Annotated in this window: 22 protein-coding genes; 11 read left to right on the top strand and 11 right to left on the bottom strand. The window is 72.3% G+C overall.

The features are described from left to right. The gene (locus ACIGEZ_RS19010) at positions 1-1218 is read right to left on the bottom strand and encodes a T4 RnlA family RNA ligase (RefSeq protein ID WP_399832444.1); all 1218 of its coding nucleotides are present in this window, start codon (positions 1216-1218) and stop codon (positions 1-3) included. 244 nt (positions 1219-1462) lie between these two features. On the opposite strand from ACIGEZ_RS19010, the gene ACIGEZ_RS19005 reads away from it, so the two are divergent. Further along, on the top strand, positions 1463-1720 hold the full coding sequence (locus ACIGEZ_RS19005) for a hypothetical protein (protein WP_399832442.1): 258 nt from the start codon (positions 1463-1465) through the stop codon (positions 1718-1720). Between the two features lie 191 nt (positions 1721-1911). Here ACIGEZ_RS19005 and ACIGEZ_RS19000 read toward each other — a convergent pair whose 3' ends face one another. Beyond that, the gene (locus tag ACIGEZ_RS19000; protein WP_399832440.1) at positions 1912-3966 is read right to left on the bottom strand and encodes a prolyl oligopeptidase family protein; all 2055 of its coding nucleotides are present in this window, start codon (positions 3964-3966) and stop codon (positions 1912-1914) included. A gap of 221 nt (positions 3967-4187) precedes the next feature. Between ACIGEZ_RS19000 and ACIGEZ_RS18995 the strand changes: the two genes are divergently transcribed. Beyond that, positions 4188-6215 (top strand): phosphocholine-specific phospholipase C, encoded by a 2028-nt coding sequence (locus ACIGEZ_RS18995; protein WP_399832438.1) that lies wholly within the window; start codon positions 4188-4190, stop codon positions 6213-6215. Positions 6216-6251: 36 nt separating this feature from the next. Here the strand turns inward: ACIGEZ_RS18995 and ACIGEZ_RS18990 are convergent, their stop codons facing one another. Further along, positions 6252-6821 (bottom strand): NADPH-dependent FMN reductase, encoded by a 570-nt coding sequence (locus ACIGEZ_RS18990; protein WP_399832436.1) that lies wholly within the window; start codon positions 6819-6821, stop codon positions 6252-6254. Between the two features lie 237 nt (positions 6822-7058). Here ACIGEZ_RS18990 and ACIGEZ_RS18985 point away from each other — a divergent pair, with 237 nt between their 5' ends. Next, positions 7059-8426, top strand: a complete 1368-nt coding sequence (locus ACIGEZ_RS18985) for an NAD(P)/FAD-dependent oxidoreductase (RefSeq protein ID WP_399832434.1) — start codon at positions 7059-7061, stop codon at positions 8424-8426. A 96-nt stretch (positions 8427-8522) separates the two neighbouring features. On the opposite strand, the gene ACIGEZ_RS18980 is transcribed toward ACIGEZ_RS18985, so the two are convergent. Next, a complete protein-coding gene (locus tag ACIGEZ_RS18980) occupies positions 8523-9284 on the bottom strand; it encodes a hypothetical protein (RefSeq protein ID WP_399832432.1) in 762 nt (253 codons plus the stop codon). A 146-nt stretch (positions 9285-9430) separates the two neighbouring features. Here ACIGEZ_RS18980 and ACIGEZ_RS18975 point away from each other — a divergent pair, with 146 nt between their 5' ends. The 3 genes from ACIGEZ_RS18975 to ACIGEZ_RS18965 all read left to right on the top strand — a co-directional run bounded on the left by ACIGEZ_RS18975 (position 9431) and on the right by ACIGEZ_RS18965 (position 11585). Beyond that, positions 9431-9910 carry a GNAT family N-acetyltransferase gene (locus ACIGEZ_RS18975; RefSeq protein ID WP_399832430.1) on the top strand — a complete coding sequence of 160 codons (480 nt, stop codon included), beginning with the start codon at positions 9431-9433 and terminating at the stop codon, positions 9908-9910. A gap of 119 nt (positions 9911-10029) precedes the next feature. Next, on the top strand, positions 10030-11109 hold the full coding sequence (locus ACIGEZ_RS18970) for a dihydrodipicolinate reductase (RefSeq protein WP_399832428.1): 1080 nt from the start codon (positions 10030-10032) through the stop codon (positions 11107-11109). Next, positions 11106-11585: a carboxymuconolactone decarboxylase family protein gene (locus tag ACIGEZ_RS18965; RefSeq protein WP_399832426.1), complete on the top strand. Its 480-nt coding sequence runs from the start codon at positions 11106-11108 to the stop codon at positions 11583-11585. Before ACIGEZ_RS18970 ends, ACIGEZ_RS18965 begins: the two co-directional genes overlap by 4 nt. Positions 11586-11653: 68 nt before the next feature. Here the strand turns inward: ACIGEZ_RS18965 and ACIGEZ_RS18960 are convergent, their stop codons facing one another. Continuing rightward, a complete protein-coding gene (locus ACIGEZ_RS18960; protein ID WP_399832424.1) occupies positions 11654-13309 on the bottom strand; it encodes a GMC oxidoreductase in 1656 nt (551 codons plus the stop codon). A 351-nt stretch (positions 13310-13660) separates the two neighbouring features. On the opposite strand from ACIGEZ_RS18960, the gene ACIGEZ_RS18955 reads away from it, so the two are divergent. Continuing rightward, positions 13661-16669 (top strand): protease pro-enzyme activation domain-containing protein, encoded by a 3009-nt coding sequence (locus ACIGEZ_RS18955; RefSeq protein ID WP_399832422.1) that lies wholly within the window; start codon positions 13661-13663, stop codon positions 16667-16669. On the opposite strand, the gene ACIGEZ_RS18950 is transcribed toward ACIGEZ_RS18955, so the two are convergent. Then, complete coding sequence (locus ACIGEZ_RS18950; protein WP_399832420.1) at positions 16660-16788, bottom strand: hypothetical protein; 129 nt, start codon at positions 16786-16788, stop codon at positions 16660-16662. The genes ACIGEZ_RS18955 and ACIGEZ_RS18950 overlap by 10 nt on opposite strands. Before the next feature lie 334 nt (positions 16789-17122). Beyond that, positions 17123-17887 carry an alpha/beta fold hydrolase gene (locus ACIGEZ_RS18945; protein ID WP_399832418.1) on the bottom strand — a complete coding sequence of 255 codons (765 nt, stop codon included), beginning with the start codon at positions 17885-17887 and terminating at the stop codon, positions 17123-17125. A 162-nt stretch (positions 17888-18049) separates the two neighbouring features. Between ACIGEZ_RS18945 and ACIGEZ_RS18940 the strand changes: the two genes are divergently transcribed. From ACIGEZ_RS18940 to ACIGEZ_RS18930, 3 genes are all read left to right on the top strand, one after another. Next, positions 18050-20560 carry a SpoIIE family protein phosphatase gene (locus ACIGEZ_RS18940; RefSeq protein WP_399832416.1) on the top strand — a complete coding sequence of 837 codons (2511 nt, stop codon included), beginning with the start codon at positions 18050-18052 and terminating at the stop codon, positions 20558-20560. Between the two features lie 101 nt (positions 20561-20661). Beyond that, positions 20662-20916 carry a type B 50S ribosomal protein L31 gene (locus ACIGEZ_RS18935; RefSeq protein ID WP_399832414.1) on the top strand — a complete coding sequence of 85 codons (255 nt, stop codon included), beginning with the start codon at positions 20662-20664 and terminating at the stop codon, positions 20914-20916. Between the two features lie 106 nt (positions 20917-21022). After that, on the top strand, positions 21023-21862 hold the full coding sequence (locus tag ACIGEZ_RS18930) for an SDR family oxidoreductase (RefSeq protein WP_399832412.1): 840 nt from the start codon (positions 21023-21025) through the stop codon (positions 21860-21862). A 77-nt stretch (positions 21863-21939) separates the two neighbouring features. Here the strand turns inward: ACIGEZ_RS18930 and ACIGEZ_RS18925 are convergent, their stop codons facing one another. The 3 genes from ACIGEZ_RS18925 to ACIGEZ_RS18915 form a co-directional block, all read right to left on the bottom strand. Then, on the bottom strand, positions 21940-23091 hold the full coding sequence (locus ACIGEZ_RS18925) for an epoxide hydrolase family protein (RefSeq protein ID WP_399832410.1): 1152 nt from the start codon (positions 23089-23091) through the stop codon (positions 21940-21942). 282 nt (positions 23092-23373) lie between these two features. Continuing rightward, positions 23374-23871, bottom strand: a complete 498-nt coding sequence (locus tag ACIGEZ_RS18920) for a peptidylprolyl isomerase (RefSeq protein ID WP_399832408.1) — start codon at positions 23869-23871, stop codon at positions 23374-23376. 86 nt (positions 23872-23957) lie between these two features. Then, positions 23958-24176 carry a hypothetical protein gene (locus tag ACIGEZ_RS18915; RefSeq protein ID WP_399832406.1) on the bottom strand — a complete coding sequence of 73 codons (219 nt, stop codon included), beginning with the start codon at positions 24174-24176 and terminating at the stop codon, positions 23958-23960. A 170-nt stretch (positions 24177-24346) separates the two neighbouring features. On the opposite strand from ACIGEZ_RS18915, the gene ACIGEZ_RS18910 reads away from it, so the two are divergent. Then, positions 24347-24871, top strand: coding sequence for a hypothetical protein (locus ACIGEZ_RS18910; RefSeq protein WP_399832404.1), 525 nt, complete (start codon positions 24347-24349; stop codon positions 24869-24871). Between the two features lie 69 nt (positions 24872-24940). On the opposite strand, the gene ACIGEZ_RS18905 is transcribed toward ACIGEZ_RS18910, so the two are convergent. Further along, the gene (locus ACIGEZ_RS18905; RefSeq protein ID WP_399832402.1) at positions 24941-25441 is read right to left on the bottom strand and encodes an NUDIX domain-containing protein; all 501 of its coding nucleotides are present in this window, start codon (positions 25439-25441) and stop codon (positions 24941-24943) included. Between the last annotated feature and the right edge of the window lie 123 nt (positions 25442-25564).

Here is a 25564-nt window from a genome sequence, read left to right as displayed (position 1 = left end):
TCAGTTCTCCTCGTCGCTGGTGAAGGGGTCGGCGGTCTCGGGGCGCAGCGAGCGCCACACGTAGAGGTCGGTGGGGCGCCCGTCGAGGCGCAGGAACAGGGCGGAGCGCAGGCTCGGGTCGGGCAGTTGCCTGGCTGCCCGCGCGAACGCGCCCCGGTCGTCGGCGAGATGGGCGAGCCGCTCGTACGCCTCGTCGATGGCGCGCTCCCGTACGGCGAACTCGTCCTCCAGACGGGCGATCACGGTGCGCACCCAGGCGTCGAACTCGTCCGGCACCTGCTCCAGGAGCGCGTCCAGCGGGCGTCCGCCCTGGGAGCGGATGCCGCCGAGTTCGGCCATGGACAGGCCCAGGCCCTGGGCGAGGCGCTTGGCGGCGGTGCCGGCGAAGCGCTGGATGCCGTGGCCGCGCCAGATGTCGCGTTCGGTGACACCGGTGAGGACCTTGTGCAGCCGTACGTACTCGGCGATCTTGGCCTTGGCGCGCACCCCCGAGGCGAAGCGCAGCACGAAGCCCTCGGCGTCGGTGCCGGTGGCGGCGGCGCCGTCGGGCAGCGTGCTCGACTCCGTCAGCTTGAGGAGTTCGTCGAGCGGCATGGGCGGGTGGACGGTGACGACGGTGCCGATGCCGGACCAGGCGGCCGCGGCCGTGTCGAGCGGGATCTCCGTGCCGTCGGCGCCGAAGGCGGCCAGCAGGACGAGGTCGCGGCGGTCGCCGTAGTCGACGACGATCCGGTTCTGGGGGTAGACGATCTCCGCGAGGTACGTCACCCCCGGCACCAGCGCCGAGGTGTCGGCGACGTCGAGGCGGCGCTGCGCCCAGGTGGCCTGGGTGCTGATGAAGGAGCCCTTGGAGGCGACCCGCCAGCGGCCCTCGTAGTGGAAGACCACACCGAGGCTGCCGTCGACCTTCTCGTACACCTCGAACGGCTCGTCGGGCAGTGCGGGCGCGTAGGGGCGGCCGGTCTCGTGCTCGGAGACGTTGAAGAACTTGGGCAGCGGCAGGGCGACGATCCGGCCGGTGCGGTCGTCGGCGACGAGGCCGCGGCACCGGGTGGTGACCTGGTTCCAGACGCCTTCGTACTGACAGGTCCGCGTGTACGTGTAGATCGACAGCGGCAGCTCGGGGTGCGACTTGCGGGTCACATGTCCGGCTTCGACGGCTGCGGCCAGCTCCTGGGGCGGCAGCAGGGCGTCGAGCGTCAGGTACGCCTGGCTCATGGGTTCCCTCCCGGTTTCACGGAGGCCCATTCTTCTGCCCGGGGGCGCCCCCTGACCAGCGAATTAGGGGGTGGGAGGCAGGGCCCCGGAACGTCCGCGGCCCGGTCCGCGATGCGGGCCCCCGGGCCGGGCGGCGCCGGGCCCCCGTAGACTCGGCATCTTGTGGCCGCCGCCTTGGGTGCCGGCCGCATCCACCTGTACCTCCCCCGTACGACTCCCGAAGAACGCCGAGGAAGCGAGCGCAATGAACCACGCGGACAGCACCGCCCCCATCTACGCCGAGCTGATACGTGAGCAGGGGGACGTACCCGGTGACGCGCGGCGGACCGCCGAGGAGGTGCTGCGCGACCTGAGCCGTGTGATCCACATGCCGTCGGCCGGCATCGCCCCGGCGCGTGGGCCCATGCAGCAGATGCAGCAGCAGATGCAGCAAGGGCAGCAGATGCAGGCCCCGGCCCCCGGGCAGCTGCAGCCCATGCAGCCGATGCACCCCATGCAGTAGGAGACGAGGACGCGAAGTCCGGAGTCCGTCCGGGGGGATCGGAGGACCGCGGGACGGACGGCGAGGCCGGAAGACGGAGGGGGTCGGGGACATGGCGGGAACGGGTGCCGCCACGGGGGCCGGTGAGCCTGGGCACGAGCGGTCGTGTTCTCGTGCTCTCGTGCCCGCCCTCGCGCCGGTCCTCCCGAAGGTCAGCGCGTGAGGGTCCGCCAGAGGAAGGTGTGTTCCAGGGCGCTGTTGTAGGCGGTCTGTTCGTGGTCGGTGGCCCCCGCGTGACCGCCCGCCAGGGTCTCGTGGAGCAGCACCCGGTGGCCGAGCTCGCGCAGCCGGGCGGCGGCCTTGCGGGCGTGACCGGGGTGGACGCGGTCGTCGCGGGTCGAGGTGGTGAGCAGCACCGGCGGGTAGGGCCGGCCGGCGGCGAGCCGGTGGTACGGCGAGAGCTCGGCGAGGTGCGGCCGGTCGGCCGGGTCGTCGGGGTCGCCGTACTCCGCGATCCAGCTCGCGCCGGCGAGGAGCCTGTGGAAGCGCAGCATGTCGAGCAGCGGCACGTGGGCCACGATGGCGCCGAACAGTTCGGGGCTGCGGACCAGCATCGCCCCCATGAGCAGGCCGCCGTTGCTGGCCCCCGTGATGCCGAGGCGGTCGGGGGTGGCGATGCCGCGGGTGACGAGGTCCCGGGCGACCGCCTCGAAGTCCTCGTAGGCGCGGTGCCGGTCGGCCTTGAGGGCGCTGCGGTGCCAGCGGGGGCCGTACTCGCCGCCGCCGCGGATGCCCGCCACCACGTACGTACCGCCGCGGGCGAGCCAGGCGCGGCCGCGGACGGTGTCGTAGGAGGGGGTCAGGGAGACTTCGAAGCCGCCGTATCCGTACAGGAGGGTGGGGCCGGGGTGGTCGTCGGCGCCGACGACGGTGTACGGGACGCGGGTGCCGTCGGCGGACCGGGCGAAGTACTGGCGGGCGGTCAGGCCGGTCGCGTCGAAGCGCTCGGGTGTCTGCTTGATCCGTTCGCCCGGCTGCCCGATCTCGCCGCGGTGGAGGGCGGGCGGCTGGAGGTGGCCGGTGAGGGAGAGGAAGTACTCGTCGCCGGTGTCGGGGTCGGTGTCGGTGAGGGCGGCCGAGGTCAGCGGCGGTACGTCGGCGAGCTCGCCGCGCTCCCAGTGGCCGGTGGCGGGGTCGGGGGTGAGGACGTGCATGCGGCTGGCGACGTCCTGGAGGGACTCCACGACGAGGTGGTTGCGGGTCCAGGCGTGGCCGGCGAGCGCGGTCCGCTCGTCGGGGGTGAACAGGACGTCGGGCTCCCGCTTGCCGGCCAGGAAGTCGTCGAAGCGGAAGGCGAGGAGGGTGCCCGCGGGCTGTCCGAGCCAGGGCGCCTTGGGGGTGACGAGGAGCCACTCGCGGTGGACGGAGCTCTCGGCGTCGTCGGGCACGTCGATCCGGCGCAGCTCGCCGTCCTCGGTGAGGAGGTGGGTGTCGCGGTGCCAGAAGTCCCGGTGGCGTACGAGGAAGTCGCGCTCGAAGCCCTCGGTCGGGTCGTGCCAGGCGGAGACGGCGAGGTCCGACGCCTCGCCCTCGTAGACGGGTTCGGCCTGGTCGAGTGGGGTGCCGCGGCGCCAGCGGCGCACGGTGCGGGGATAGCCGGAGGCGGTCATGGAGCCGGGGCCGTGGTCGGTGCCGACGAAGACGTGGTCCCGGTCGATCCAGCCGATGTCGGTCTTCGCCTCGGGCAGCCGGAAGCCGTCCGCGACGAAGGCCCGGTCCACCAGGTCGTACTCCCGCACGACCACGGCGTCGCCACCGCCCCGCGCGAGGCTGACCAGGGCGTGCCGGAAGTCGGGGCGCAGCACCTGCGCGCCCGCCCAGGTCCAGTCCTCCCCCTCGGCGGCGGCGAGCGCGTCGAGGTCGAGCAGTACGTCCCAGTCGGGCGCGTCGGTGCGGTACTGCTCCAGCGTGGTGCGGCGCCACACGCCGCGGGTGTGCCCGGCGCTCTGCCAGAAGTTGTAGAGGTACGGACCGCGCCGCCGGGTGTACGGGATCCGGTCGGGCGCGTCGAGCACCTCGCGCAGCTCGGCGACGAGCGCGCCGAACCCGTCCCCGTCCGCGAGCTCGGCCCGCGTCTCGGCATTCCGCTCCCGCACCCAGTCGAGGGCCCGCTCGCCCTCGACGTCCTCGAGCCACAGATAGGGGTCGGTGTCGCTGTTGCGGCCGGAGGCGACCGGTTCCTCGGTCTCGGCGGGGCTGTCAGTCATGTCGCCATGATGGACCACGCCACTGACGGTGGACCCTCCGCATCCTCCCCGTACCTCATTGGTTCGAACGTGGACCAATCACCGGGCCCTGCCACCCGATACCTCACCGGCCTCCGTAAGTTAACCAAGCGATTACTGCACGGCCGTATACCTTTGAGCTCCGTTCCCTCATCCTGTCCTCGGCGTGCCACCCGGGCACACCGTGACGCGAGAGGCGGAGCATGATTCCCATCAGCCGCAGAGGGTTCGTCGGGATCGGGGCGGGGCTCGTCGCGGGGGCGGCATTGCCGGCCGGGCAGGCGTCGGCGGCGGCGGCCGCCAGGGCCACCGGGACCATCACCGACGTCAGGCACGTGGTGATCCTCATGCAGGAGAACCGGAGCTTCGACCACTACTTCGGCCGGCTGCGCGGCGTGCGGGGCTTCGCCGACCGGGCCGCGGGGAACATACCGGGCGGCTGGGGCATGTTCAACCAGCCCAACTGGGGCGGCCGCCAGTACCCGTGGAAGCTGAGCTCCACTCCCCCGGCCGGCGGCGTCGACGGCGAGACCCTGGCCCAGTGCAACGGCGACCTGCCGCACAGCTGGACCTCCCAGCACGCCGCCTGGAACAAGGGCCGGATGGACAACTGGGTCACCGGCGTCGGCAACACCCGCACCCTGGGACACCTGGACCGCGGCGACATCCCGTTCCACTACGCGCTCGCCGACCACTACACCGTCTGCGACGCCTACTTCTGCTCGACGCTCAGCGCGACCGGCCCCAACCGCACCTTCCTGTGGAGCGGGAAGATCGACGCCTCCAGCAAGGACGGCGGCGACGAGTCCGGGCTGACCTGGGAGACGTACGCGGAGGCGCTGCAGCGGGCCGGGGTGAGCTGGAAGGTCTACCAGAACGCCCAGGACAACTACGGCGACAACGGGCTCGCGTACTTCAAGAAGTTCACCGACGCCCGGCCCGGCGACCCGCTGTACGACCGCGGCATGGGCTCGGTGCCCAAGGTCACCGGCTCGACCCCGGACGACATCGCCGCCGCGATCCGTGCCGACGTGGTCGCCGGCACGCTGCCGCAGGTCTCGTGGGTGGTGGCCAGCGAGGCGTTCTCCGAGCACCCGTACGCCCCGCCCGGCGACGGCGCGCACTTCGTGGACCTGGTCTACCGGGCGCTCTCCGCGAACGCCGAGGTCTTCGACTCGACCGTCATGTTCCTCAACTACGACGAGAACGACGGCTTCTTCGACCACGTACCGCCGCCTGTCGCGCCGCCCGGGACGCCGGGCGAGTACCTCGACGGGGTGCCGATCGGCCTCGGTTTCCGGGTCCCGATGATCGTGATGTCCCCGTGGACGCGGGGCGGCTGGGTCAGCTCCGAGGTCTTCGACCACACGTCCGTCCTGCGCTTCATGGAGGTCTGGACGGCGGCCCTCGGCACCCCGGCCACCTGCCCCAACATCAGCGCCTGGCGCCGCAGGGTCACCGGCGACCTGACCGGGGTCTTCGACTTCGCCCGCCCGGTGTACGGCCTGCCGGCGAACCTGCCCTCCACCGCCAAGGTGATCGGCCAGTCGACCTGCGGCCCGCTGCCCAACCCGGTCCCCCAGGACAACGCCCTGCCCCCGCAGGAGCCGGGCACCCGTCCGGCGCGCGCCCTGCCGTACCAGGTGAACGGCAACCTCGACCGCTTCGAGTTCGGTGCCGCCGGCAAGATCCTCGCCTGGTTCTCCATGACCAACCAGGGCACCGAGGCCCGCCGGCCCGCGCACTTCTCGATCCACCCGCACCAGCACCGCGACACCGCCGCCTGGCAGTACACGGTCGAGCCGGGCGCGACCGCCTCGGACTACTTCAACATCGGCCTCGGCTCGGGCTCAGGGAAGTACGACATCTCGATGATGGGTCCCAACCGCTTCCTGCGCCGCTTCATCGGCGACGCCTCCAAGGCGGGCAAGGACGTCGAGGTCGCGGCGCGGTTCGCGACGGAGCCCGGCACCGGCAAGACGGCGATCTGGTTCAAGCTGACCAACGCCTCCGCCTCGGCGGTGACCTTCACCATCCGCTCCAACGCCTACCGGTCGGACGGCCCCTGGACGTACACGGTCCCGGCGGGCTCCTCGCGCGAGGACTACTTCAACGCCGTGGCGTACAACGACGGCTGGTACGACTTCACCGTCCTGGCCGACCTGGACGGCACCTGGTCGCGCCGCTACACCGGCCACATCGAGACGGGCGCCCCCAGCGTCTCCGGCTGAGCCCTCGCACGCCGTCCCGCCCCCGCGCCGCCCGGCTCAGCGCTGGGGCAGGACCGTGAGGACCCGCTCGATGAAGACCTTGAAGTCGCTCATGAAGTCGCTGAGGAACTGCAGCGTGGTGGGGTCGGTGACCTCGCCGTCCTCGCCGAAGAGGCCCGGGGTGAACTGGATGTACGCCTCGGGTGCGTTCATCTGCGGGGAGTTGCAGAAGCTCAGCACCGAGCGGAGGCTCTGCTGGGCGACCGCGGTGCCGATCTTGCCTGGCGAGGCGCCGATCACTGCCGAGGGCTTGTGCGTGAAGGAGTTGGTGCCCCAGGGGCGGCTGGCCCAGTCGATGGCGTTCTTCAGACCGCCGGGGATGGAGCGGTTGTACTCGGGGGTGACGAAGAGGATCGCGTCGGCGGCGGCGATCGCGTCCTTGAGAGCCCGGCCCTCGGGCGGGTAGTCGGCGTCGAAGTCGTGGTTGTAGAGCGGCAGGTCCCTGATCGGGATCTCGCTGAACTCCAGGCCGGGCGGCGCGACCCTGATCAGTGCCTGGGAGAGGATCCGGTTGATCGACTTCGCCGACAGACTGCCGACGAAGTAGCCGACCTTGTACGTGGTCATGCGCGTGCCGTCCTTTGCCGCTCGCGTGCCGTCCGTGTCCGCTCGGAGGACTCCCCGGCGAACCTAACCCGGTCGCGGCGGGTCGGCGACCCGGCCACACCCCTCCACCCACGCCCCCCTTCTCATCCTTTTGCCGGATATGAATGGTTTGCGGATGATGGGTTCGGATAGTCAGGCTGGGAGGGCCCCGAGGCCCGTACAGCAGCAGCACAAGGCGTGGAAAGGCGGGCTTTCGCCGTGTCTCGACCGAGAATCCTCGTGGTGGGCGCCGGTTTCGCCGGGGTCGCGTGCGTACGGCGCCTGGAGCGGCGGCTGACCCGGCGGGAGGCCGCGATCTCGCTGCTCTCGCCCTTCTCGTACCAGCTCTATCTGCCCCTCCTTCCGCAGGTCGCCTCCGGCGTGCTGACCCCGCAGTCGGTCGCTCTGTCCCTGCGGCGCAGCGAGCGGCACCGGACGCGGATCATTCCCGGCGGCGCGATCGGCATCGACACCGACGCCAAGGCCTGCGTGGTGCGCACCATCACGGGCGAGGTGGAGACCGAGCCGTACGACCATCTGGTGCTCGCCCCCGGCAGCGTCACCCGCACCTTCGACATCCCCGGGCTGGCCGAGCACGCCCGGGGCATGAAGACGCTCGCCGAGGCCACGTACATCCGCGACCACGTGATCGCCCAGCTCGATCTCGCCGACGCGAGCCACGACGAGGCCGAGCGGGCCGCGCGGCTGCAGTTCGTGGTGGTGGGCGGCGGGTACGCGGGGACGGAGACGGCGGCCTGTCTCCAACTGCTCACCCACAACGCCGTCAAGCGCTACCACCGGCTCGACCCGAAGCTCATCAAATGGCACCTGGTGGACATCGCGCCCACGCTGATGCCCGAACTGGGGCCGAAGCTGGGCGCGGCGGCGCTGGAGATCCTGCGGCGGCGCGGGATCGAGGTCTCCCTCGGCGTGTCGGTGGCCTCGGTGGACGACGACAACGTCACGCTCACCGACGGCCGGGTGCTGCCGAGCCGGACCCTGATCTGGACGGCGGGGGTCGCGGCCAGCCCGCTGATCGGGACGCTCGGCGCCGAGACCTTCCGGGGCCGGCTCGTGGTCGGGCCGGACATGAGCGTGCCCGGGCTGCCCGGTGTGTACGCGCTGGGCGACGCGGCGGCGGTGCCTGACCTGGCCAAGGGCGAGGAGGGCGCGATCTGCCCGCCGACCGCCCAGCACGCGATGCGGCAGGGCAAGGTGATCGCGGACAACCTGGTCGCGACCCTGCGGGGCGAGAAGACCCGACCGTACGAGCACAAGGACCTGGGCCTGGTGGTGGACCTGGGCGGCCTCGACGGGGTCTCGAAGCCGCTGGGCGTCGAGCTCCACGGCATGCCGGCCCAGGCGGTGGCCCGTGCCTACCACTGGGCGGCGCTGCGCACGAACGTCGCGAAGACCCGGGTGATGACCAACTGGCTCCTGAACGCGGTCGCGGGCGACGACTTCGTCCGCACCGGCTTCCTCGCCTCGAAGTCGGGCACGCTGCGGGACTTCGAGTACACCGACGTCTACCTCACCCCGGAACAGATCCGCTCCCACACCGCCTCGCTCCGCGCGTCCGCCCCCTGACCGCCACGAGGGTCGCCGGCCCGTGGGGCGGCCGCGGCGCGCAGCCGCACCGCCCGCCGCGGCTCGGGGCGGCGCCGAGCGCGAAGGCGCCGATCGTCAGAGGGCGTTCTCGGCGGCCGGGCCCATGACGATGACGGGCTCGCGGGCCGGGTCGAGTGCGCGCAGCAGCTCCGTCATGTTCTCGCGGGGCAGGGAGATGCATGCCTGGGTGGGGCCGCCGTGGTCGACGTGGATCCAGACGCCACCGCCCTTCTCGTCGCCGAGCGGCCGGTCCTTGTCCAGCGGCGTCGTCCCCGCGACGCGGTTGTAGTCGATGGCGACCACGTAGTCGAACGAGCCCTCGAGGGGTTCGTCCAGGAAGCCGGTGCCGGAGACGGCGAACTCCTCGTCCTGGTCGTACGGGATCCGCGCGCCGGGATCCGGGAGCCGCCCGCCCGCGTCGCCGATGCGGAAGACCCCGACGGGCGAGCGCAGGTCGCCCGCGACGTGGTCGTCCGTCCAGCCGCGCAGGGCGTTGTGCCCGGTCCAGGGTCCGGCGACGGGCTGCCAGCGGCCGGCCGGGTCCCGGTCGTAGAGCACGGCGGTCGCCACGTTGCCGTCGGCGCTGTCGCCGCTCACCACCAGGACCTGGCTCGTGCCGTCGGGGATGCGGGCGTACGTCCTCGGGCCGATCCCGGGGATGCGCTTCGCGGCCTGGCGGGCCTTCTCGGGGGCGCGGTTGGCCGCGTCGTGCCCGTCCTTCGGCGCCGCCGGTGCGGGCGCGGGCGCGGGCGGCTGCCCGGCGGTGCAGCCGGTCAGCACCAGGGCCGCGGACAGGGCGCAGGTCAGCACCATTGCGGTGCCCTTGCGGACGGGCATGGGTCGGCCACCTCCGAGGCTCGGGGCAATGCGGCCATCCGTACCCGGTCCTGGCACCCGCCTGTCGCGCCACGCGCACCGCCTCACCCGTCCGGTCCACGAGGAATGAGGTTGACGTCACGGTGGCCACGCGATTTCCTGCGGCGATGAACGTCCTTCGCATCGAACGGATCGAGCCCACCGACTCCGCCACCGCGCCGGCCCTCCTGGAGGACTGGCGGCTGATCCACAACGAGATCATCCCGACGGCCCCGCTCTCCGCCGAGGAGGTACGCGAGCGCGCCGGGCGCAACCGGCTCGACGTCGCCTACGCGGGCGGCGTCGCCGTCGGGTGCTCCACGGTGCGCCCGCCCGACGACGAGACGCCCGCGGCGACGGTCATCTCCCGGGTCCTGCCCGAGTACCGCGGCCGGGGCTACGGGACGGCGCTGTACGAGCAGGGCCTGGCGCACGCCCGGACGCTGAGCGACGACGGCGTGGAGACCGTGGTGCTCGCGAGCAACGAGGAGGGGCTGCGGTTCGCCCTGGCCCGCGGCTTCGTGGAGATCGAGAGGTACGTCCTGCCGGGCGACACGGTGCCGTTCGTGGCGCTGCGGCTCGACGAAGGGCCGACTCCGGCTCCGTAGACCGGAGTCCGTGGGACCAGGAGTCGGTAGACCGTCCGGCCCCCACCGTACTGACGGCCCGTCAGATTCGGGCCGCCACACCTCTGGGAACCTCACCGCCCCGGCGCTACCCTCCGCGCATGATTCCGACGGTGGTGTGGGGAACCGGAAATGTCGGGCGCGCGGCCATCCGTGCCGTCGCGGCCCACCCGGACCTCGAACTCTCGGCCGTCCTCGTCGCCAACCCGGAGAAGGTGGGCCGCGACGCGGGCCGGCTCGCCGGACTCGGGCACGACCTGGGGGTCGCGGCCCGAGGCGATGTGGAGGCGGTCCTCGCGCAGGGCCCGGGCGCCGTGGTGTACGCGGCGTCCGGGGACCTGCGCCCCGACGAGGCACTCGCCGATGTCGTACGGGCGGTACGGGCCGGCGCCGTGGTCGTGACGCCCTCGCTCTACCCGCTCTACGACCAGCGCGGCGCGCCCCCGGAGTTCCGGGAGCCGGTCCTGGCGGCGGTGAAGGAGGGTGGTGGCTCGCTGTTCGCCTCGGGCGTGGACCCGGGCTGGGGCAACGACGTGCTGCCGCTGCTCGTCAGCGGGCTGGGCAGCACGGTGGAGGCGATCCGCTGCCAGGAGATCTTCGACTACTCGACGTACGAGCAGGAGGAGTCGGTCCGGTATCTGGTCGGCATGGGGCAGCCCATGGAGTACGAGCCGCCGATGCTGCTCCCCTCGGTGCCGACGATGGTGTGGGGCGGCCAGCTCCGGCTGATGGCGCGGGCGCTCGGCGCCGAGCTCGACGAGATCCGCGAGACGCTCCAGCGGCGGCCGCTGGAGCGGACGGTGAGCACGCGGACGATGGGCGAGTTCGCGGCCGGCACCCAGGGCGCGGTCCGTTTCGAGGTGCAGGGGATCGTCGACGGCGAGCCGCGCCTGGTGATCGAGCACGTCACCCGGATCCATCCGGAGTGCGCCCCGGACTGGCCGGTCCCGCCGGACGGATCGGGGGCGCACCGGGTGATCGTGGAGGGGCGGCCGCGGATCGAGGTCACGGTCGAGGCGACGGACGAGGAGGAGAACCGGTCGGCGGGCGGCAACGCGACGGCCGTGGGCCGTCTGGTGGGGGCGATCGACTGGCTCGTGGCGGCGGAGCCTGGACTGTACGACGCGCTGGACGTACCGCTGAGGCCGGCGGTAGGGAAGCTGGGAAGGAGACTGCGGTGATCATCGACATTCCCGAGGGGCAGGAGCCGATCGGGTACGTATGGGGCGACATGGTGCCCGGGATCGGCATGGCGGCGGCGAACTTCTCGCTGTCCGTGTACGCGCACACGACGCTCGGGCTGCGCGAGTTCGAGGCGGCGCGGCTGCGGATCGCGCAGATCAACGGCTGTCAATTCTGTCTGGACTGGCGCACCGACCGGGACGGGGAGAAGGTCGAGGAGGAGTTCGCCGACGCGGTCCTCGCCTGGCGGACGACGGACGCCTTCGACGAGCGGACCCGCCTCGCGGCGGAGTACGCGGAGCGGTACGCACTCGACCACCACAACCTGGACGACGAGTTCTGGGCGCGGATGACGGCGGCGTACAGCCAGGTGGAGATCGTGGAGCTGACGATGAGTCTGGGCTCGTGGCTGGCGTTCGGCCGGCTCAACCGGGTGCTCGGGCTCGACACGGTGTGCGTGCTGCCGACCCGTTGAACGAGCACGGGAGGGGTCGGCCGGAATGTCCGGCCGGCCCCTCGTCGTCGCGCACCCCCCCCGTGGCGTCACAGGTCGGTGGCGATGATCTTCTCGATGTTGCGTTCGGCGAGCGCAGTGATGGTGACGAACGGGTTGACGGTGGTGGTGCCGGGGATCAGTGAGCCGTCGATGACGTACAGGCCGTCGTGGCCGTGCAGCCGGCCGTAGTTGTCGGTCGCCTGGCCGAGGACGGCGCCGCCCAGCGGGTGGTACGTCAGGTGGTCGCCCCAGATCTTGTAGGCGCCGAAGAGGTCGGTGCGGTAGATCGTGCCCTCCTTGGCGTTGATCTTGTCGAAGATGGTCTTCGCCGCGTCGATGGAGGTCTGCTTCCAGGCCCGGTCCCAGCTGAGGTCGACGCGGCCGGCGGCGGCGTTCCAGCTGAACTCGGCGCGGTGCGGGGTCCTGGTGATGGAGAGGTAGAAGGACGCGTAGGTCTCGATGCCGGTGGGCAGCGGTGCGACCTCGGCGAAGGCGCCGCCGGCGTCCCAGTTGTCGATGCCGGCCGTGGGCATGGAGGACTGGAGCTTGCCGGTGGCGTCCCACATGTGGTTGGCGCGGCCGCACATGACGTTGCCGTTGTCGCCCCAGCCCTTGCCGATCCGGTCGTTGAGGCCGGGCAGGGCGCCGGTGGCCTTGAGGCGGGTGAGGAGCTTGCTCGTACCGACGCTGCCGGCCGCGAAGAAGACCCGGTCGGCGGTGACGGTCTTGGTCTCGGCGGTGGCGCCGGTGGTGTCGAGCCGCTCGATGACGACGGTGTAGCCGCCGCCGGAGGCGGGGGTGACGGTGGTGACCTTGTGGAGGGGCGAGATGGAGACCCGGCCGGTCTCTGCGGCCCGTGCGAGATAGGTCTTCTGGAGGCTCTTCTTGCCGTGGTTGTTGCCGTAGATGACCTCGCCCTCCAGGGCGGACTTGGGGACGGTGCCGATGGCCTCCTGCTTCATGTAGTCCCAGTCGTAGACGTTGGGCACGAAGACGAAGGGGAAGCCGGAGCGTTCGGCGTGCTTGCGGCCGACCCGGGCGTACTGGTAGCAGTCGGCGCTCTCCCACCAGGACCGGTCGACGGCGGTGACGCCGAGTCCGGCGTTGGCGCGCGGGTAGTACGTGGCGTACATCTCGGCCGGGTCGACGGTCGGAAGAATGGCGGGGAAGAGCTCGCGGCGCGGGGTGACGGCCATACCGCCGTTGACGAGCGAGCCGCCGCCGACGCCACGGCCCTGGTAGACGGTGATGCCGGCGAAGTCCTCGGCGTCGAGGATGCCCGTGTAGCGGGGGACGTCCTTGTCGAGGGGGAAGCCGAGGAACTGGCTGAGGGGCTGCTTGGTGCGGGTGCGCAGCCAGAAGGAACGGTAGTCCGGCTTGGTGGTGTTGGCGAAGATGCGGCCGTCCGATCCAGGAGTGTCCCAGGCCATTCCCATTTCGACCATATGGACGTCGACGCCGGCGAGGGCGAGCCGGAGGGCGGCGACGGAGCCGCCGTATCCGGTGCCGACGACGAGTACGGGGACATGGGCGCCGGACGGGATCGGCGCGGTGGCGGCGACGGCTTCGGCGGGGGTGGCGGCGCTCGCGGCGGAGACCTGTCCGGCGAGGGCGAGGCCGCCCAGAATGGAACCGGTTCCAGTGACGAACCGACGGCGGCTCAGACCCCCGGAAGGGGAGTCCGAAAAGGATCTGTCACTCACGTGATGTTCCTCACTCTTGAGCGAATGGGAACACGTTCTACTGGGGTGTTCTTGTGAAGTCACGAGAAACCGCCAGGTAACTTACGGCCGAAAATCGCGTTCCCGATCACGGCACGACAACGAAACCCACCCCCGCTCGCCGCACGCACGTGCGGGGCTGATAGATGTTCACTTCTGGTCGTCGCTCAGCCGCGTGCACATGCGTGCGCGGGAACGGCACCGGGGGGGTTTCACGCGCACCGGGCCGGAGCTGCCGTTCCGCACCCGGAGTTCCGCCTTTCCACATCTCCTTCCCCGGCCGTTCCCTGCCCGCGCGGCCGCGCGACGCGGAACGTGAGAAGGAGCGTGTGCATGGGCCGAACCGCCCGTGAGAAGGCATTCCGATGGGGTGCGGCCGCGGTGGCCGCGCTCGCCGTCGCCGCGGTCGGCGTCCCGGCCACGGCCGCCGCGGCACCGTCCGCCGGCGAGCCGGGGCCGCAGCGGATCGGCTCGGCGCCCAAGGTGCCGAAGGGCGCCGTCCGTACGGCCGACCCCGCCCCCGGTGAGGCGCTCGGCCTGAGCGTCGTCCTGGAGCCCAGGGACCCGGCCGCGCTGAAGCGGTTCGTCGCCCAGGTCTCCACCCCCGGCTCGCCGCGCTACCGCCAGTACCTCGGTACGGGCGAGTTCGCCCGGGTCTTCGGCGCCGAGCCGCGGACGGTCGAGCGCGTGCGCGCCGAGCTCGAGGCCAAGGGCCTGACCGTCGGCGCCCTCGAGGCGGACGGTCTCACGCTCCCGGTGAAGACGACCGTCGCCGCAGCGGCGAAGGCCTTCGGGACCGAGTTCGACGGCTACCGCCTGAAGAACGGCCGGGTCGGCCTCACCAACACCGCCGCGCCCTCCTTCGACGGCAGCGTGGCGGACGAGGTGCGCACCGTCGTCGGCCTGAACACCCTGGCCACGTACGAGCCCCGCAACACCGGACCGAAGGGCGGCCCGCGCAAGCGCACCGCCGACACGGGCACGGGCGCCCTGCGGCCGCGTCTCACGGGCACGACCCCGGCGATGTGCTCGGACATCCAGGCCCTGTTCGCCGACGCGAGCGACCCGGCCTACCCGCCGATGTACGACAAGAAGAACTACTGGAGCGCCCGTTCGCTGGCGGCCCAGTACAACATGGCGAACCAGCCGAACGTGCAGACCGGCACGACCGTCGCCGTGTACTCGCTGGAGAACTACGACCCCAAGGACATCGCCGAGTACCAGCGCTGCCACGGCACCAAGGTCCCGGTGACCGCGGTCCGCGTCAACGGCGGCCCCACCGAGGCCGTGAACGTCGACAAGCGCATCGGCATGGAGACCGCGCTCGACATCGAGACCATCATCGGCCTCGCCCCGCAGTCCAAAATCCTCGTCTACCAGGGCAAGAACACCTGGGACGAGGGCGTCGCGGTCTTCCGCAAGATCGTCACCGAGAACCGGGCCAAGGTCGTCTCCGTCAGCTGGGGCAGCTGCGAGCCGTACACCCCGACCGCCGTGCAGGACGCCGAGAACCTCGCCTTCCAGCAGGCCGCCGCGCAGGGCCAGACCGTGATCGCCGCCTCCGGCGACAGCGGTTCCACCGGCTGCTTCTACGACGACGTCACCGACCCGAAGGCCCCGGTGCTGGCCACCGACAGCCCGGCCGGCTCGCCGTACGTGCTCGGCGTGGGCGGCACGAATATGGTGGACTCCGTCGCCAACCAGACCACCTGGGTGGGCTCCGGCGGTGGCGTCTCCTCGCGCTACGCCCTGGACTCCGCGACCGGCTTCCAGGCCGGCGTCACCGGCGCCGGCTACAGCGACGCCTGCACGGCCCCGGCGGGCTCGGCCTGCCGTCAGGTCCCGGACGTCTCCGCGGTCGGCGACGGCAACACCGGCTACCCGATCGCCTACGGCGGCGGCGGCCAGTACTGGTGGGTCATCGGCGGTACGAGCGGCGCCGCCCCGGTGTGGGCCGCGCTGATCGCGCAGGCGAACCAGGACCTGGCCTGCCAGGCCAACGGCTCGGTCGGCTATGTCCACAACGCCCTGTACAAGCTGCCGGCGACGGCCTTCCGTGACGTCACCACCGGCCACAACAACGTGACCGAGTCCGGCAACACCAGCGGTCTCTACCAGGCCGGCGCGGGCTACGACCTCGCCACCGGTCTCGGCACCCCGAACGGGCGCGAGATAGTCGCCGGCCTGTGCAAGGCCGTCGCCCCCTCCCCCGCGAGCACCTACACCGCGCTGCCCCCGTCGCGCATCCTCGACACCCGCTACGGCATCGGCCGCACCGGCACCACCCCGGTCGGCGCCAACGGCACGGTCAAGCTGAAGGTGACCGGCGTCGGCGGTGTCCCTGCGAGCGGCGTCACCGCGGTCGTCATGAACGTCACCTCCACCGCCTCCAGCGGCCCCGGCTTCCTGATCGCGTACCCGAGCGGCACCACCCGCCCGGCCTCGTCGAACATGAACTGGCTGAAGGGCGAGACCGTCCCGAACCTGGTGACCGTCCCGGTCGGCAAGGACGGCTCGGTCGACCTGTACAACGCGGGCGGCAACACGGCCCACTTCATCGCCGACGTCTCCGGCTACTTCTCGACGGCCGACGGCGGCAGCACCTACGTGCCGAAGGGCCCGGCCCGCGTCCTGGACACCCGCGGCGGCATCGGTCGCCCGGGCACCTCCCCGGTCGCCGGCAAGGGCACCGTGTCCCTGACGGTCGCGGGCGCCGGCGGCGTCCCCGCCACGGGCGCCACCGCGGTGGTCCTCAACGTCACGGCGACCGCGCCGACCTCGGCCGGTCACCTGATCGCGTACCCGAGCGGCACGTCCCGGCCGACCGCGTCGAACATCAACTGGCTGGCCGGCCAGACCCGCCCGAACATGGTCGTGCTGCCGATCGGCCCCGACGGCAAGGTGAACCTGTACAACGCCGGCAGCGGCACGGTGCACTTCATCGCCGACGTCTTCGGCTACTACACGTCCGGCGCGGAGGGCGGCACCTTCCACACGGCGGGCCCGGCCCGACTGCTCGACACCCGCTACGCGCTCGGCACCTCGGGCACCGCCCCGCTCAAGGGCGGCACCCCGCTGGCGCTGAGCGTGAACGACGGCCACACGCTGGCGAACGCCAAGGCGGTCGTCCTCAACGTAACGGTGACCGCGCCGACCACCGGCGGCTTCCTGACCGTGTGGCCGGACGGCACGCCGCTGCCCAACGCGTCCAACCTCAACTGGACGGCCGGGCAGACCACGGCCAACCTCGTCACCGTTCCCGTCGTCAACGGAAAGATCGACTTCCGGGCGAACAACGGAACCGTGCACGTGATCGCCGACCTGTTCGGCTACTACTCCTGATCCCGGGAGCCCTCGGGCCCCGTCTCCCGCGCGCGAGCGCCGGAGGCGGGGCCCTGCCCGTCTCCGCGTACGGGGGTGAGCGCGGCGACCAGGACACCCACCAGGACGGCCCAGGCCACGGTGCCCGGTCCTGCGGTCCACCAGCCGAGGCCCCCGAGCAGCAGCCCGCGAGGAGCCCCGCGGCCAGGGCGCGCCGGTCGCGGGTGAAGGCGAGGGTGCGGCGGGCTGTGCCGGGCGTGCGCAGTTCCAGGACCGCCAGGCGGCAGGCCAGGGCCGCCGCCGCGACCACCGCCGTGAGGACCGTCAGGACCACGTGCATCCGCCTCCAGGCTCCGCCGGGGGCCCATCGTCTCGCGGGAGGGCGTGGCGCGCCCGCCGGGAGGGCAGGGCGTCCTCGCCAGGAGAGCAGGGCGTGCCGGCCAGGAGGGCAGGGCGTGCCCGCCGGACCGCCTCTCAGGCCGCCAGGAACGCCTCGATGGCGTCGGCGAGCGCCTTGGGGGTCTCCTCGGGCGCGTAGTGGCCCGCGTCGGGCAGGACTTCGAGCCGCGCGTTCGGGTACCAGCGCAGCCACGTGGCCTCCATCGCCTCCGCGCCCAGCGCCGGGTCGTGGGCGCCGACCACGAGGAGGACGGGCGCCGGGTTGTCGCGGACCCGCTCGTGGAAGTCGCTGCGCGACCAGGAGTCGAGGTAGGCGCGGAAGGCGGTCGCCGAGGAGCGGCGCACGGAGCGGTCGACGAGGCCGGCCAGCCAGTCGTCGCCGTACCGGCCGCCGGTGGTGTTGTCGATGATGGCGCGGCGGTTGCCGTGGTTGTCGGCAGCCCCGGCGAAGAGCTCCCAGGTCTCCGGATCGAGCGGGAAACCGGCCGCGGAGACCGGTGAGATGCCGATGATCGAGCGCACCCGCTCGGGCGCGTCGAGCAGCATGAGCTGCGCCGCCTTGCCGCCCATGGAGTGGCCGACCACCGAGAACGAGTCCCAGCCGAGGTCGTCGGCGACGGCGAGGGCGTCCGCCGCGACCTCCTCCATCGTGTACGCGCCGTCGGCGTCGATCGCCTCTCCGTAACCACGGCAGTCGAGGAAGGCGTAGGACCCGGCGTCGTCGTCGAGGTGGCTCCGCAGCGTCGCGAAGCTGGTCCGGTCGCCGAACCAGTTGTGGAGCACGAGCGCCCGGTGCGGGCCGCTGCCCTGTACGTCGTACGGAAGAACCTGGCCGGTCATCACGCCCCCTGGTCACGAGCTGTTGGGGCTGCGCGCCCGCCGCGAGCAGCCGACGACCGAGTGTGGCGAGCCGCCGCGCACCGGGTCAATGGGTCGGGGGGCCGGTTCACACGTTCGTACCTCCGGATGCGTGGGCCTCCCGGGCGGGAGCATGCTGGCTGTGTGACCTCGTACGGCGCGGCAGGTCCCGCCCCGTCGGCCGGGACCGGGACCCCGCCCCCGGGCTCCGGCGCCGACGGGTCGGCCCCCGACGCCCTCGCCCTCGTGCTCGCCGAGTCGATACTGCGCGCGGTGGAGGCGGTGGGCGGGTACGCGGGCGGGGTCTATCTCCAGTCCGGTACCCCGGGACTGCTGAGGCTCGCGGTGCTGGCGGGGCTGCCGGGCTCACTGTTCCGCCCGTGGTGGCGGATGCACGTGAACCGGCCGTTCCCCGTGGCGGAGGCCCATCGGTCCGGGCAGCCGGTCCACCTGGGGGACGTCGAGGAGGCCATGCGGCTGTTTCCCCAGATGGTGGCGAGCCTGCCGTTCCCCTTCGCGTCCCTGTACACGCCGGTCGTGAGCGGCCGCGAGCGGTACGGAGTCCTGGTGGTGATGCGGGCACCGACCCCGGGAGTACCGGTCGACGCCCGGGACCGGGGCCGGATGCTCCAGGAGGCACGGCGCCTCGGGGTGGCGCTGCGGAACCTCGAACAGGAGGGGACGCTGATCGAGTGGCCGGGCGAGCCGGTCTGTGTCCAGCTGCCCACCCTCGCCTCGCCGCCGGTGCGGATCGGCCACTTCGACTGGAACCTGGAGACCGGGGCCGTCACCGCGGACGCCGGGCTGCGGGCGATCCTCGGTGAGGCGACCCCCTTCCCCTGGACCGTCGAGGCGCTGACCTCTCGCCTGAGCCCCGAGGACGCCTACGCCCTGTGGGCGGTGGCCCGGCAGGCAGTCGGCTCGGGACGTCCCACCGCACGCAGGATCCGCCTGAAGGGACCCGACGGCGGGCTGCACCTGCTCGAGATCACCGCCCGCCAGGTGTCCGACCGCCATGACGGGAAGGTGCTGAGGGGCTCGCTCGTGGACCTCGGCACCGGCCTGGTGGGCTCGGACGCCACCGACCGGCTGCCGCGGGCGATCCTGGCGATCGACCGGCTCGGCCGGATCACGTACCTGAACGACGGGACGGAGTCGCTGCTCGGCATGCCCCGGGGTGCGCTGGCCGGGCGGCCGCTGTGGGAGGCCCTGCCGTGGTTCTCCCACCCCTACCACGAGGAACAGTTGCGCGGGGCGCTGCTCTCGGACCAGCCGATGCACTTCCTCGCCCACCCGGGGCGCGGCGAGTGGCTGTCGGTGTCCCTGTACCCGGGGCCCGAGGGCGTGACCATGGTGCTGGTCCCGGCGGGAGACCCCGCCCAGCGACTGCCGGAGGCGACGGGCGACGACACGCTCGCCTCCGCCGAGGGGCGCGCCGAGGCCCTCTACCGTCCGGTCGCGCTCGCCATCGCGCTCTCGGAGGCGGTGACGGCGCGCCAGGTGTCGGCCGTGGTCACCGAGGAGCTCCTGCCCGCGTTCGGCGGACGGCAGCTGGCCATCTATCTGCTGAGCGAGCGGCATCTCTACCTGGCCTGGGAGACCGGCTTCCCGCCGGGCTTCCTCGAACCCTTCGACGGGGTCGGTCTGGACGCACGGCTGCCCGGCGTGGAGACACTCACCACCGGCCGGCCGCTCTTCTTCGAGTCGATGGAGCAGCTGGGCACCGCGTATCCGGGGCTGCCGCTGGACGCGCACACGGGCGCGCGGGCGTTCCTGCCGCTGATCGCCTCGGGGCGGCCGGTGGGCTCGTGCATTCTCGGCTTCGACGGGCCGCGCGGGTTCACCGCGGAGGAGCGGACGGTCCTCACCGCGCTCGCGGGCCTGATCGCCCAGGCGCTCGAGCGGGCGCAGCGCTACGACTCGGAGTCCGCGCTCGCCCGGGGCCTCCAGGACGCGCTGCTCCCGCACCGGCTGCCGGTCCACGAGGGCGTGGACACGGTCGGCCGGTACCTGCCCGGCACCCAGGGCATGGACGTGGGCGGCGACTGGTACGACGTGATCGAGACGGGTGGTGCCCGCCTTGCCCTGGTCATCGGCGACGTACAGGGGCACGGGGTGGCCGCCGCCGCCACGATGGGCCAACTGCGCAGTGCCGTACGGGCCTACGCCCTGGCCGGACAGCGGCCGCAGGACGTCGTGCGGGGCACCAACCGGCTGCTGATCGACCTGGACCCCGGCCAGTTCGCCAGCTGCTGCTACGTCCTGCTCGACGCGGCGACGGGCGAGATGCACGCGGTCCGGGCCGGCCACCCGCAGCCCCTGCTCCGGCGCGCCGACGGCACCACGGAGGTCGTGGAGCTCGCCGGCGGCGTGGTCCTCGGCGTCGACAGCACGGCCACGTATCCGTTGACCCGGCTGCGCCTGGAGCCGGGTGACGTCTTCGCCCTGTTCACCGACGGCCTGGTGGAGAACCCGGGCACCGACATCGACGAGGGCATCGAGCGGCTGCGACGCACCTTCGCCGCCACGGGCACCGCACCCCTCGCCGACACGGCCGACCGTCTGATCCGCGAGGCCCGGCAGGCCCCCGACCGCCCGGACGACATCGCCCTGCTCCTCGCGGCGCGGTGGGGGCCGCACCACCAGGCGGGCTGACGCCGGCACCCGTTCGGTGCCGCTCACGGGGCCACCGTCGCCCGGCGGGGGGAGGCTGGGCGCATCGGGGGAAGACGTGGCAGGCCGTTCGAGGAGGACATGTGCAGCAGGACAAGCAGCCGGAGTACGGGCCCGTGGTGTTCCGCGACCGTTCCGCCGGGTTCGCCTTTCTGACCCGGTCCACGGCGACCAGCGACCAGACCATCGAGTGGGACGACGGCCACACGTACCCGGTGGTGGACGTCGAGATCTCCTCCGAGAGCCACCCCTTCTACACGGGCAAGGCGCGGACCGTGGACAGCGAGGGGCGGATCGCGAAGTTCGAGCGCCGCTACGGCGAGGAGAGCGGTTCATAACTGGCCAGGAGGTGGCCAGTTCACCTTCCAGGATGAGTGTCGTGACCACGGCGGGGCCTTCCCGCCCCGCCGTGGTCAGCTCACGCATCCACGGAAGGAACAGATCATGATCGTTGTCACCGGAGCGACCGGGAACGTCGGACGACTGCTCGTCGAGGCGCTGGCCGCGCAAGGCGAGGAGGTCACGGCGGTCAGCCGCCGCGCGCCGGAGGCTCCGCTGCCCGTGGGGGTACGGCACCGGGTCGCCGACCTGGCCGAACCGCGGGAGCTGAAGCCGGTGTTCGAGGGTGCCGACGCGGTGTTCCTGCTGGTCGCGGGGGTCGGCGCGGAGCTGGACGCCCGGGCGGTGGTCGGCGCGGCCGTGGCCGCCGGGGTGCGCCGGCTGGTCCTGCAGTCCTCTCAGCTCCTGGGCACCCGGCCGGATTCGGAGTCCCACGGTCCGTTGAAGGAGTTCGAGGCGGCGGTGCGGGAGTCCGGCCTGGAGTGGACGATTCTGCGGCCCTCCGGCTTCGCTTCCAACGCCTACGTGTGGGCGGATGCGGTGCGCACCGCGCGGACGATCGCCGCTCCCTTCGCCGATGTGGCGATGCCGGTCGTCGACCCGGCCGACATCGCCGACGTCGCGGCGGCCGCGCTCCGCGAGGACGGCCATGCGGGGCGTACCTACGTCCTGACGGGACCGGCGGCGGTCACCCCGCGCGAGCAGGCGGCGGCCGTGGCTCTGGCGGTGGACGCGCCGGTGCGGTTCGTGGCCCAGAGCCGGGCCGAGGCGCGTGCCCATCTCGTGCGGTTCCTGCCGGAGGTGGCCGTGGACGGGATGCTGGGCGTGCTGGGCGAGCCCACCCCCGAGGAGCAGCGGGTGAGCCCCGATGTGGAGCGGGTGCTCGGGCGGGCGGGGCGGCCCTTCTCGGCCTGGGCCGAGCGCAACGCGTGCGCCTTCGCGTGAGCCGGGCCCGCACGCCCGGGCGCCCGGGCTCCCTGCGGTTCGGGCGCCCGCGCGCCCGGGCCGTCACCGGCCGGACCTCACCTGAGCGGCCGGAAGAAGGTCCGCAGTTCCCCCGCGACCTGGTCGGGCTCCTCGTACGCCATGAAGTGGCCGCCGCGGCCGGGGGTCTGCCAGTGCCTCAGGTCGCGGAAGACGCGCTCGGCGAGGCTTCGGGGGTAGTCGGCGTAGGCGGGCTCGTGGCTGAGGGTGACGGCCGCCGGGACGTGGACCGGCGGCACGGTCGGGTTGTGGTGGTAGTCGTAGTACTGCCGGAAGGAGGAGCCGATCGTGCCGGTGGCCCAGTAGAGGGTGGCGACGGTCAGCAGGGTGTCGCGGTCCCAGCGCGACTCCAGGTCGCCGCCGCAGTCGCTCCAGTCGCGGTACTTGTCGGCGATCCAGGCGAGCAGCCCGGCCGGCGAGTCGCGCAGCGCGGCGGCGAGGGTGTCGGGGCGGGTGCACATGATCTCGCTGTAGCCCTGGTCGCCCTCTTCGTAGGCGGAGAGGGCGTCGAGATAGGTGCGTTCGCGGGTGGTCGGCGGCTGGGCGGCGAAGTCCGCGGAGACGACGGCGGAGGTGATGTGGACACCGGCGACCGCCTCGGGGTGGAGGGCGCCGAGCCACTGGGTGACACCGCCTCCGATGTCGCCGCCGAAGGCGCCGTACCGCTCGTGGCCGAGGACCTCGGTCATCAGGGTGTGCCAGGTCTCCGCGACGCCCTGCCGGGTGAACGGCCCGTCCGGCAGGTCCGAATGGAGGAACCCCGGCAGGGAGGGGACGACGACGTCGAAGGCGTCGGCCGGGTCGCCGCCGTGCGCGGCCGGGTCGGCGAGCCGTTCGGCGAGCGGGAGCATCTCCACGAAGCTGCTCGGCCAGCCGTGGGTGAGGACCAGCGGCAGCGGCGCGGGGCCGTCGGTCGCGCCTCGCCGCCTGGCGGGGAGATGGACGAAGTGAACGGCGCGGCCGGCGATGTCGGCGCGGAAGTGCGGGAAGGCGTTGAGGACGGCCTCGGCCTTGGCCCAGTCGAAACCGTCGGCCCAGTGGGCGACGACGTCGCGGAGCCAGCCGGGGTCGGTACCGGCCGCCCAGTAGGCGGAGTCGGACGGCTCGGTGAAGAGGGTGCGGGTGAGTCGCGCGCGCAGATCGCGCAGGACGTCCTCGGACACGGAGATCCGGAAGGGGGTGACGTTCATGGTTCCTTCGCTCGGGAGTGCTCGGCGGTACGGGCGCTCCCGGCGCGGGTCAGCGAGACGCCGCGAAGGGGAGGGCCCGTGCGGGGTACTGGTCGTCCATGGGGGCTCACCTCCCGATTCGGCGTGTTCTGCGACCGTGCTGTGCTCCGAACCTACCGGCAGCGGCTGGGCCGCGCATCCCGATAACCGCCGCCGTGCGCGGTGCGTCACGCGCGGCCGCCCCCGCGCCGGGTACGGCGTGGGGGCGGACCGAAGGTGCTCGGCGTCGGCCGTGCGGTCGGGTCAGGCCTTGACGACGCCCGACTTGGCGACCCGGACGCTGGCGCTGGTGGCGCCGGAGCGGGAGCCCAGCTTCTCGATCGCGTCGACGACGTCCTGGCCCTCGACGACCTCGCCGAAGACGACGTGCTTGTTGTCCAGCCAGTCGGTCACGATGGTGGTGATGAAGAACTGGGAGCCGTTGGTGTTGCGGCCCGCGTTCGCCATCGAGAGCAGGTACGGGCGGTCGTGCTTGAGGGTGAAGTTCTCGTCGGCGAACTTCTCGCCGTAGATGCTCTTGCCGCCGGTGCCGTTCTCGTTGGTGAAGTCACCGCCCTGGAGCATGAACTCGGGGATGACACGGTGGAACGGGGAGCCCTCGTAGCCGAAGCCGTGCTCGCCGGTGGCCAGCTCACGGAAGTTCCGCGCCGTCTTCGGGACGACGTCGTCGAAGAGCTTGAAGACGATGCGGCCCGCGGGCTCGTCGTTGATGGTGATGTCGAAGTAAACGTTGTCGCTCATGGGGACATCCTGTCATTCCCCCGGCACTCCTCGCGCACGGGCCGCCGCCTCTCGGGTGGTCGGCGCGCCGCGACCGGGGAACGGAGTCAGAGGAGGCCGCCGGCCTCGGGGGCGGGGACGTTGTCCTGGGCGCCCTCGACGGTCTCCTCCAGGACGGAGCCGACGCCCTGGTCCTCCTGGAGGAGGCCGGTGATGGCGTCGGCCGGACCGGGCTCCGCGGCGGACGCGTTCGGGGGCGGGGTGACGAGGGCCGTGACGACGCCCGCGGCGAGGGAGGCGATGGCGAGCATGCTGCGCTTCTTCATGGCCTGGTCAACTGCTGCGGGCCGATGAGGTTACGGCTCGGGCCGCGATTCCTGAGCGCATACTGAATCCCATCGGAATATGTGCAAATCAGGTGGAACCGTACAAGCGAGGCGGATGTCTTTCCCAGTGACACCACTGTCCCCATCAGCACGAGAAACCGGGGGACGCCATGCTTCACCGTCAGAGCCTCGCGGCCACGGCCGCCGGCATCCTTCTCGCCGCCGGGATCGGCGCCACGATCCCCGCGGGCGCCGGGGCCGCCCCCTCTCATCCGACGACCCCGCCGGCCACGGCCCAGGTCGTCAATGTGCGCTGGGGCGGGCATCCCACCTTCGACCGGCTCGTGATCGACGTACGGGGCACCCTGCCCCCGGTGAGCGTCAGGCAGGTCAAGGAGCTGCGTGCCGACGGCTCGGGCGACAAGGTCCCGCTCGCCGGGAAGTACTTCCTGGAGATCAGGCTCTCGCCCGCCGCCGCCCACGACGAGTCCGGTCAGTCCGTCTACAAGGGACCGCGACTCCTCAAGATCCATCTCCCCACGCTCAAGGGCGTCGCCCTCACCGGAGACTTCGAGGGCGTGGTCACCATCGGAGCGGCCTTGGACACCAAGCCCGTCCACAAGTCGTTCGTTCTGCACTCCCCCGAGCGTTTCGTGCTCGACATCGCCCACCCTCCGGTCGGCTGCCGGAGGTGAATCCGCCTCCCACCGGGTGGGGTCCGTCCGTGGCGGCGGCCCCCACCCCCGCGGTGCGCGCCCGTGGGGTCAGACCTCGGCCGCGGTCTCCACGTACACGGTCGTGCCCGTCCGCCGCGCCCGGTCGATCTCGGCGAGCCGCCGGAAGTTCTGAGGTGTCATCTCCCGCGCCCACTCGGCGAGGCTGCGCACCTGGTATTCGCTGTGCTCCTCGGGGTCGAGGACGACGGCGGCGATCTGCTCGTCGGTCAGCTCGCCGCCGTCGAAGATGAAGCCGATGTGGTTGGCCGGCCAGTGCTCGCCGCGGTCGGAGGTGAAGTGGGTGCCCAGCAGTCGCGGTTCACCCCGGTGGACGAGGCCGGTCTCCTCACGGCACTCCCGCACGGCCGTCTCCCAGGGGGTCTCCCCCGGGTCCATGTTCCCGCCGGGCCACTGCCAGAGCTCGGTCTCGTAGGTGGCGCGCAGCTGGAAGGGACGGCCCTGGGTGTCGGTGAAGTAGAGGCAGGCGTACGCGGTTGCTCGCGGCAGCGTCGCGATGTACTCGGCAGGTGGCAGCCAGGTGTGCGCCATGGGGGCTCTCTCTCGACGGAGCGGTGCGATCACCTCCCATCCAAGCGGTCCGCGCGGCCCCGCCGGGTGCCACGCGAGGGCATCACCGGATCGTGTGATCACCTCCTTTCAGGAGGCCGGGAC

It is taken from the genome of Streptomyces sp. NPDC085481 (assembly GCF_044541845.1).
GTDB lineage: Bacteria > Actinomycetota > Actinomycetes > Streptomycetales > Streptomycetaceae > Streptomyces.
This window is presented reverse-complemented; position numbering and strand designations above follow the sequence as displayed.

What these genes read in the sequence shown, in the direction of transcription:
- ACIGEZ_RS18930 (WP_399832412.1), top strand. Translation starts at nt 21,023, where the DNA reads ATGATCGTTGTCACCGGAGCGACCGGGAACGTCGGACGACTGCTCGTC.
- ACIGEZ_RS19005 (WP_399832442.1), top strand. Translation starts at nt 1,463, where the DNA reads ATGAACCACGCGGACAGCACCGCCCCCATCTACGCCGAGCTGATACGT.
- ACIGEZ_RS19010 (WP_399832444.1), bottom strand. Translation starts at nt 1,218, where the DNA reads ATGAGCCAGGCGTACCTGACGCTCGACGCCCTGCTGCCGCCCCAGGAG.
- ACIGEZ_RS18925 (WP_399832410.1), bottom strand. Translation starts at nt 23,091, where the DNA reads ATGAACGTCACCCCCTTCCGGATCTCCGTGTCCGAGGACGTCCTGCGC.
- ACIGEZ_RS18970 (WP_399832428.1), top strand. Translation starts at nt 10,030, where the DNA reads ATGATTCCGACGGTGGTGTGGGGAACCGGAAATGTCGGGCGCGCGGCC.
- ACIGEZ_RS18980 (WP_399832432.1), bottom strand. Translation starts at nt 9,284, where the DNA reads ATGCCCGTCCGCAAGGGCACCGCAATGGTGCTGACCTGCGCCCTGTCC.
- ACIGEZ_RS18915 (WP_399832406.1), bottom strand. Translation starts at nt 24,176, where the DNA reads ATGAAGAAGCGCAGCATGCTCGCCATCGCCTCCCTCGCCGCGGGCGTC.
- ACIGEZ_RS18955 (WP_399832422.1), top strand. Translation starts at nt 13,661, where the DNA reads ATGGGCCGAACCGCCCGTGAGAAGGCATTCCGATGGGGTGCGGCCGCG.
- ACIGEZ_RS18920 (WP_399832408.1), bottom strand. Translation starts at nt 23,871, where the DNA reads ATGAGCGACAACGTTTACTTCGACATCACCATCAACGACGAGCCCGCG.
- ACIGEZ_RS18910 (WP_399832404.1), top strand. Translation starts at nt 24,347, where the DNA reads ATGCTTCACCGTCAGAGCCTCGCGGCCACGGCCGCCGGCATCCTTCTC.
- ACIGEZ_RS19000 (WP_399832440.1), bottom strand. Translation starts at nt 3,966, where the DNA reads ATGACTGACAGCCCCGCCGAGACCGAGGAACCGGTCGCCTCCGGCCGC.
- ACIGEZ_RS18990 (WP_399832436.1), bottom strand. Translation starts at nt 6,821, where the DNA reads ATGACCACGTACAAGGTCGGCTACTTCGTCGGCAGTCTGTCGGCGAAG.
- ACIGEZ_RS18905 (WP_399832402.1), bottom strand. Translation starts at nt 25,441, where the DNA reads ATGGCGCACACCTGGCTGCCACCTGCCGAGTACATCGCGACGCTGCCG.
- ACIGEZ_RS18945 (WP_399832418.1), bottom strand. Translation starts at nt 17,887, where the DNA reads ATGACCGGCCAGGTTCTTCCGTACGACGTACAGGGCAGCGGCCCGCAC.
- ACIGEZ_RS18975 (WP_399832430.1), top strand. Translation starts at nt 9,431, where the DNA reads ATGAACGTCCTTCGCATCGAACGGATCGAGCCCACCGACTCCGCCACC.
- ACIGEZ_RS18995 (WP_399832438.1), top strand. Translation starts at nt 4,188, where the DNA reads ATGATTCCCATCAGCCGCAGAGGGTTCGTCGGGATCGGGGCGGGGCTC.